At 59.1% G+C, this 7,933-nt stretch carries 5 protein-coding genes; 2 read left to right on the forward strand and 3 right to left on the reverse strand.

What is annotated here, in order from left to right:
- The first annotated feature begins 104 nt into the window (after positions 1-104).
- Positions 105-2,141 carry a radical SAM protein gene (locus GOV91_RS19865; protein ID WP_171236729.1) on the forward strand — a complete coding sequence of 679 codons (2,037 nt, stop codon included), beginning with the start codon at positions 105-107 and terminating at the stop codon, positions 2,139-2,141.
- Between the two features lie 8 nt (positions 2,142-2,149).
- Here GOV91_RS19865 and GOV91_RS19870 read toward each other — a convergent pair whose 3' ends face one another.
- Both GOV91_RS19870 and GOV91_RS19875 read right to left on the reverse strand, forming a co-directional pair.
- A complete protein-coding gene (locus tag GOV91_RS19870; protein ID WP_171236730.1) occupies positions 2,150-4,201 on the reverse strand; it encodes a glycosyltransferase family 39 protein in 2,052 nt (683 codons plus the stop codon).
- On the reverse strand, positions 4,198-5,196 hold the full coding sequence (locus GOV91_RS19875) for a glycosyltransferase (protein ID WP_217352045.1): 999 nt from the start codon (positions 5,194-5,196) through the stop codon (positions 4,198-4,200). Before GOV91_RS19875 ends, GOV91_RS19870 begins: the two co-directional genes overlap by 4 nt.
- Positions 5,197-5,424: 228 nt before the next feature.
- On the opposite strand from GOV91_RS19875, the gene GOV91_RS19880 reads away from it, so the two are divergent.
- Positions 5,425-6,930: a PepSY domain-containing protein gene (locus GOV91_RS19880; protein WP_171236731.1), complete on the forward strand. Its 1,506-nt coding sequence runs from the start codon at positions 5,425-5,427 to the stop codon at positions 6,928-6,930.
- Here GOV91_RS19880 and GOV91_RS19885 read toward each other — a convergent pair.
- On the reverse strand, positions 6,899-7,933 hold a 1,035-nt coding region (locus GOV91_RS19885), incomplete at its 5' end, for an oligosaccharide flippase family protein (RefSeq protein ID WP_171236732.1). The two genes, GOV91_RS19880 and GOV91_RS19885, sit on opposite strands and share 32 nt — an antisense overlap.

Raw genomic sequence — 7,933 nt, forward strand, 5'->3', positions numbered from 1 at the left:
AAGATGCTCAAATATATTACTCTGGCTCAAAAGCCACCCAAGACCGAACCGACTATGGAGTCAGAAATTTGACTTGAGAACTGTACCACGAGGATAGTTAACCAATGCGTCTTTACCTTGCCGATCTCGGCCACAACCTCGTTACTGCAACATCAGACACCTATCCTTTGGGTGTCGGAAATCTCGCAACTTTCGCCAAAGCTTATGTGAAAAGTCCCGCACCGCTTGATGTTGCAATTTTTCGTGATCCCCAGGAACTGAAAACCGCAATCGACACGGCCCCGCCCGATCTGATCGGTTTTTCCAGCTATTCCTGGAACCATCATCTGGCCCTGTCCTTTGCCGATTACGTTAAGGCAGTTAATTCCGATGCCCTGACCCTGATGGGCGGGCCCAATTTCCCACTGACCGAAGAGGAACAGGACAGCTGGATCCGGACGATGCCGCAGATCGACATGCATGTGCGCGGCCCCACCTATGAGGGCGAGCGCGCCTTTCTGAGCACGCTGCAACGTTTCATCGACGTGGGTGCCCGCCGCGAAGGCATGTGGGAGGAGGCCGTTGATGGCGCGATCTTCGTCCATCCCAAAACTGGTGAGATCCTGCGCGGGAGCGAACCGCCCCGCATCCGGGATCTGGATGAGATCCCATCCCCCTATCTTGCGGGTCTGATGGACAAGTTCTTTGACACCGGCCTGTTTGCACTGATGCAACTGGCACGCGGCTGTCCTTTTACCTGTGCCTTCTGCAACTCGGCGATCAAATCGAACTCGAAAGTCTTCCGCCATTCGTTTGAACGCACCAAGGCCGATCTGGATTACATCGTGGCTCGTATCAACCATGCCAGCCCGCTCTGTTTCGCGGACGACAATTTCGGCATGTATGTGCAGGATGAAGAGGTGGCCGATTATCTGGGTCATCTGATGGACCGGTACGACTGGCCCAAATACATCCGGACAACCACGGGCAAGAACCGCGGCGACCGGATCATCAAGGTGATGCGCAAGGCCAAAGGTCGCTTGCCGATGACCTCGTCGGTCCAGTCTCTGAACCCGGAAGTTCTGAAGAACATCAAACGCGACAATATCAGCCTGGATACCTACACCGAAGTACAGCAGGAATTGCACGCCAACGGGATGCAATCTTATGGTGAGCTGATCCTGTGCATGCCGGGTGAGACCAAAGAGTCCTTTATGGATGCCGTCGACCAGTTGATCGAAACCGGGGTCAGCCGGGTGGCTGCACATCAGTTGATGCTGTTGCATGGCGCGCCGCTGGCCAATCCCGACAGCCGCGAGAAATTCGGTTTCAAGACGCTCCACCGTGTGGTTGCCCGATGCCTGGGTCAGTATACCGGCCCGACTGTGGTCGAAACCGAGGAGATGGTGGTTCAGTCCGAGAACTTCTCGTTTCAGGACTATCTGGACACCCGCGTTTTCCATCTGCTGCTGACGATCTTCTATTACGAAGACAATTTCGAAGAGGCGTTCCGGCTGGCGCGGTCGCGCGACATCCGGCCGTTCCTGATCGTCAAACATATGCAGGAGCACCTTGATCAAGCCCCGGCGCCCTTCCGGGATGCGGTGGCCGGCTATCTGGAAGAGAACCAGCAGGAACTGTTCCCCAGCCGCGCCGAATGTGCTGCCTGGGCCGATGAGAATTATGATGACCTGATCAGCGGTGAGCTCGGGGGCAATCTGCTCAGTAAATACTCGATGATCGGTCGGTTTATCGTCCTCGACGAAGCGCTGGTTTTCCTGAAATGGGCCATCAGCGATCTTCTGGACAAGGATGATCACGAAGCGCAAACGATGCTCGACACGATCATCAATTACTACAGCGCCGTGATGCTGCACGTGCCATTCTCGGAAAGCCTGGAACACGAACCCGTCTGGAATTCGTCCTTCGATGTCGAGGCCTGGCGGAATTCGGGATATGAAGGTGTGCTGCAGGATTATCAGTTCGACGCACCGCGCGATTTCCAGACGCAAGTCGATCCGCGCGTGAAAACGACACTGCTGTCGCGGATCGAGACCTTTGGTGAACATGCATCGGGGCTTGGTCGGTTTACGCGGACGATGTTTGCAAATGACTTCAGGCGCAATTTTGTGACCACCAACAAACGGCATGCCGCTGAATAGGACCTCGCCTATTCGGCACCTTCCAGAAAGACGACCTCGCGCCCTGGGAATGCCGCGATGATGGCCGCGTTCTGCTCGGCCCCCAGATCGCGCAGGAAAATCGGCTGGTCTGGTGGCAGGAACGGGTCATTAAGATATAGCGCAGACCCTATTTCCCCTGTCGTAGAGACGAAGACCAGCGCATGGCCCAGACCTGCGGCATGGGCCTGTCGTCTGATGTCACCGGTATAGCCGCCATAACTGTTGTACTTCGAAACCCCGCGCCACGAGGTGAAGCTGGTGACGGACACCGCACAGAGCAGCAGAACGATACAGTGCAACCGGCCCCGGTGCCGGTCGAGCAACCGATCATTGATCGCCTCGATCCCCGCGGCCGAGAGAACCAGAATGGGCAGCAATGCGGTGTGCCAATAGCGTGGGCCGATATAGAACGTGCCCGTGAACCAGTAGAAGAACAGCACGCCCACAAGCACCACAAAGATCATCAGCATCGCCCGGTCAAACCCGGTCAGGGTTTTGCGCCAGATCAGGACGATCCAGACCGGCACCAGTGACCCGAACGTCCAGCCCAGCAGTTCAAGATTAAGCGCCGCAATACCGTTGAACAGGTTCAGCAGGCCCTCGGCGGGGCTATGACCGACCCAGACATCAAGCGCGCCCCAGCTTTTGGCCGGCGGACCCACATGGGGGCCGAAACCGAACGCATTCTTTGTGTCAGGCCAGAATCGGCTCAGGTAATCGGATTGCGGGGTCAGCAGCGCATCACCGGTAATTCCATAGTTGAACAGAAACAAAGCAGACCCGGACAGAATGCCGCCCACAGCGCAGGCCAGGACCTGTCCGAACCCGCCAGGCAACCGGCGCAACAGCCACAGGCCGGTCAGCCCACCCACAATCAAGGCATCCAGTGGCCGGGTCACAAAGCTCCATCCCAGTGCCAGCCCGGCGATAAAGGCCAGCAGTACCGCCCTGTGGGATGATCCCTCACCGGCGCGGATCAGGCACCACCAGGCGAGCAAGACCATCACCAGCATCGTTGAATGCGTCATCAGAGACGCCCCGGTCGCCAACACCCAGGGCGAGGTCGCCATGAGCAGCGCGACCAGATCCGCGCGGTCCCGGCTGACGGCACGACGAACGATGTCATGGGCCAGCCAGACCGATATGCCGGTCAGGATTGGATTGATCACCCAAGGTGCCCCGATCAGAACGCCCAGGCTCAGAACAACGCCCCAGCCCTGCGCCGGGACGCCAAGCCACTTATCGTCGACCACGTCGAACAGGTAATATTCCAACGCAGGCTGCGCCGCTTCGGGCGGGGCCGGAGCCCAGAGCGTGCCCGCCGCAAAGGTCCGCGCCTGGAACAGATAGGCCAGTTCGTCCTGAACATGGGGCACGCGGTCGAACGCCGTCCAGGCCAGTATGGCGCTGGCCAAGGTCGCAAAACCCGCCAGGACACCGACCGGAATACGCGGCATGCGATCCGGCCCCACCACGGCGAACATGGCAACCAGCGTAGCCATCTGGATCAGGGACAGCGCGCCACCGACACCGATCTGCAGCCCAAAGGCCACGTGATGGCCATAAGCCACATAAGGCGTTGCGGACAGGCTGAAAGCGGCGACCAGAACCAGCAGCAAAAACAGGCGGAAAATTCCCGCACCAGCGACAAGGTCACCGATCATTGCCCGCCCCGCAGGCCGCATCAGAACAAAGCCGGTCACCACCGCCTGCGCCGCCAGTAGCGCCAGCATGATCAGGTTTTCAGGCGGATCGGCCGAGATCTCAAGCCGTGGAAACCAAAGCGGCTGGGTCAGCCACAGCCGGGCCGAACTGCCCAACAGAATGACCGCGCCCAGAAGGCCAAAAAGACCCTTCCCGCGTGCCCAGAAAACCCCCAGCAAAAGCGCGGCGGCGGCAGACATGACCGCAAACCACATGCGCAGCTCGGGCAATGTTGCATTGGTGGCCGGTGCATCCGCGGCCCAGACGGGGCTGGCACACAGGAACAGCACAAGCGCAAGACAGCACTGCCGTACCCGGCTTGACGGGGGTGTCATGCCAGATGCTCTTCTCTGGCCAGGGCCGGATCCCGCGCGGGGCCCTCGATATTGATACGTTCCTGCTCGGTCACGATGGGCCCGCCGCGCACCTGATTGTGGATCGAGGTGATGTATTCTCCCAGCATCCCGATGAACAGCATCTGAATACCGGACAGGAAGAACAGGGACACGATGATGGTTGTTGTCCCGCGCGGCGCCTGATCCGGATTGACGAAGAAAAGCACCACGGAAATGAGCGAAAACAGAATACAGGCAATCGCGATCACCAGCCCGCTGATCGTGCAAAACCGCATCGGCGCCCGCGTAAAGGAAAAGATCGCGTTCAGCGCCTGATCGATCAGCGCCATCAGGCTGTGTTTCGACAGCCCCTTTGCCCTGGCCTTCCAGACATAGGGTTTGATGATCCGGCGAAAGCCGCAGCTTGCGATAATGCCGCGGATGTAAGGATAGTGATCCTTATGCGCCAGCACCGCCTTGAGAACCTTGCGGTCGATCAGTTGGAACTCACCCACCGATGGTTCCAGCCACACATCCGACAGCCCGTTGACGATCCGATAGAAAAGCCCGCGCGCATTGCGCATCACGAACCCTTCTTCGCGGGTGCTGCGCGCGCCCGCCACCACGTCATATCCGCTTTCCCATAATTCGACGAATTCCGGGATCAGCTCGGGCGGGTCCTGCAGGTCGACCGGCAGCATGACGACAATCCCGTCGCCGGTGGCATAGCGCAATCCGTTGAAGGTGGACCGGAACACCCCGAAATTGCGCGCATTGACCACGACTTTGACATCCGGGTCCTTTTCCGCGATCTCGCGAAGGATCTCCACGGTCCGGTCGCTCGAGGCGTTGTCGATAAAGATATGCTCGCGCCTGTAGCCCGGCAGTTCCTTGTCGAAAATCGCCTTCAGGGTCTCATAGCAGTTCGCCACGTTGTCTTCTTCATTGAAGCAAGGCGAGACAATGGAAATGGTTTTCATAACTTCATTTAACATCAAACAGCACCGCTTACCCCACCAATACTCGGGTACAATCACACCATCTCGCGAAGTTCGGGATTCGCACAACACCTAACCTACATGAAAATCGCACAATAACCCGCACCAAACATCACTCAGAGGGCCAAATCCCCCGTTCCGGGGCGCTAAAATCGTACGGCTATTGTTTCCTAAGCAATTACTCCGTTTAATATGCCCGAGAATTGTAAACTGACAGCTATTTAGATGAACCGCAAAATCCGCAACACACTCTTTAAATTCCACACCTGGCTGGGTTTGCACCTGTCGCTGTTTTTTACGTTCATGTTTCTGACCGGCACGCTGCTTGTCGCCGGCTTCGAACTGGAATCGGTCGGCCGTTCGGGAATCTGGACCACCATGGCCAAAGAAGAACGCACGGCCAGTTTTGGCATGACTTATGACGGCATCAAAGAGGCGCACCCCGAAAGCGGCATTTTCCTGATCATCAAACGCCCGACCCCGTGGTTCGTGGACCGTGCCTTTGGCCGCGCGGGCTGGGGCGAAAGAATGAGTTTCTGGACAGACCCCGTGACCGGCACAGTTGTCGAGGCAACGCGACCTTTGGGGTTTCGTGACATCCTGCGTGCTTTGCATGACACACTCCTGACCGAACAGCGGGTTGTGTTCATGCTGATCTGCGCCACATCGGCCGTTCTGCTGTTTCAGATCATCAGCGGTCTCATCACCTATCGGCGCTTTTGGAGGGGTTTTTTTCGCTGGCCCAGCGGTTCGGGGGGATTGCGCTCGTGGTCCGGTGGCGCGCATCGACTGACGGCTGTCTGGACAGCACCGCTGCTGATCCTGATCGCTGTAACCAGTCTCTATTTCCTGCTGGGCAGCCTGGGGATTGAAAGCGCGCAACCGCAACCCGAACCGCCAACCCCCCGCGACTCGGCCCTGCCTGCCAACTTTAACTCGGCCCTCATTGATCAGGCCGAAGCGCGCGCGCGCGCCGCTCTGCCCGGGTTCGAACCGTCCATCATGTTCCTGCCCGGCAAAAAGACCGACAGCCTGCGTTTTTCCGGGCCTGTGGACGGGTATTCTGGGTTCTTCGGGTCCGGAAGCGTGTCAATCGACCCGGTAACACTCGAGGTTCTGGGCGCGTTCACGCCAGATGACATCCATGGATACGCCTCTTGGAAACCTTTGATGAGCATGCTCCATTTCGGCACTTGGGGCGGTGGGTTTTCGATGGCGCTCTGGATCGTGCTCGGGCTGCTCGCCACCGGCCTTGCATTTACCGGCGCTCTGATTTTCGCCGCCCGGCAGGCCCCTGATAGGGCCCACCGTGGCCCGTTACGGAAAATCTGGCGCGGGATGGGATGGACCCGGTGGGGCTATTTGCTGCTTCTGGCGGGTATTCTGGTCACCGCCTTTTATCGCTTTGGCCCGAATTCTCATGACAAAACCCGAGCTTTCCCAATCAATGAGGCCCCGTTGGTGGCCCGGCTGGTCATGGAAGCCCCTCTCAGGCGCGGGGTTCCTCTGGATATCGAGATGCTGATCGGTGAGCCCGATGTCCAGACCGCCGCGATTGAGATCAACGGTGACATGGCAGAACTGCTTGATTTCACAAAGAATGGCGACACGGCCAAAGCTTATTTTCAGCTAACCCCGTCAGACACGGAAAACAACATCACCGCGCGACTCCGGAAACCTGACGACCAGGAAAAGGTCGTCAAATTCCGCCTTGGTGCCCCGCTGTGGTAGGCGGGCGAACCATCGAGATCAGCAAGTGCAGCCTGTTGCGTTGGAGCAGAACCGCCAGCAGACCGTAAACTGCAACGCCCGTCACGGTGCCGACAAGCAGGATCAGAACCGGCGGCTTGCCGTCCAATTTCCACACGACCCCCTGCACCGCCGCTGCCATGCCTGCCGATAGCAGAAGCGGCGCCACATGCGGCCACATCAGCTTGGGACCGGGGAGCCCGACTATGTGTCCCAAATTGGCGAATTTGAATGGCCAGACCAGCAGGAAAACCATCACAAAACCGGCCGTTGCCAGCGGCAACCCATAAGGGGCGGTCAAGGTAATCACCGCCGTGGCCAGCCCCACCTCGACCCAGGACAGGACCGCCAGCCGACCGGGCCGGCCCGCAGCCAGACAGAATGTCTGCTGCACCTTTTCCGCGCTCAGATACATGCCAAGCACGGACATCAGGCTCAGAACCGGCGCGGCCGGAGACCATTTCTGACCAAATAGCAGCACCAGTACCGGTTCCGACAAAATTGCCAGCCCGGCAAAGGCCGGAAAGGCCAGAAACCCGGTCAGGCGCATGACGTCCAGCAACAGGTCCATTGCCCGCCCGCCGCCGCGCGCCATTGCGCCAAACGCGGGCTGCGCAACCATCCGAAGCGGTGTTATCAACACAAAGAACGCAACTTCGACAACGCGCCAGGCGATGGCGTAGAACCCCGCCTGTACCGGCCCCATCACCGCGCCGATGATCACCACCGGCGCCTGCACCGCCGCCAGTTCAGCCGCACGCAGCCCAAGAATGCGGTGGCCGAAGTGCAGGACCTCCCGGATATGTTTGCGCGATACGGAAAAGCCCGGCCGCCACGAGACCGCCCCCCAGGCCATGATGATATTCGTGGCGGTCAAAGCCAGCCGCTGACCGACCAGCGCCCAGACGCCATATCCCGCCAACGCCATGCCGATGCCGACGATGCCGCCGACGACGGCACCGGCAATGGCCCGCAGGGCCAGCAC

The organism is Ruegeria sp. HKCCA6837 (assembly GCF_013034475.1).
GTDB lineage: Bacteria > Pseudomonadota > Alphaproteobacteria > Rhodobacterales > Rhodobacteraceae > Ruegeria.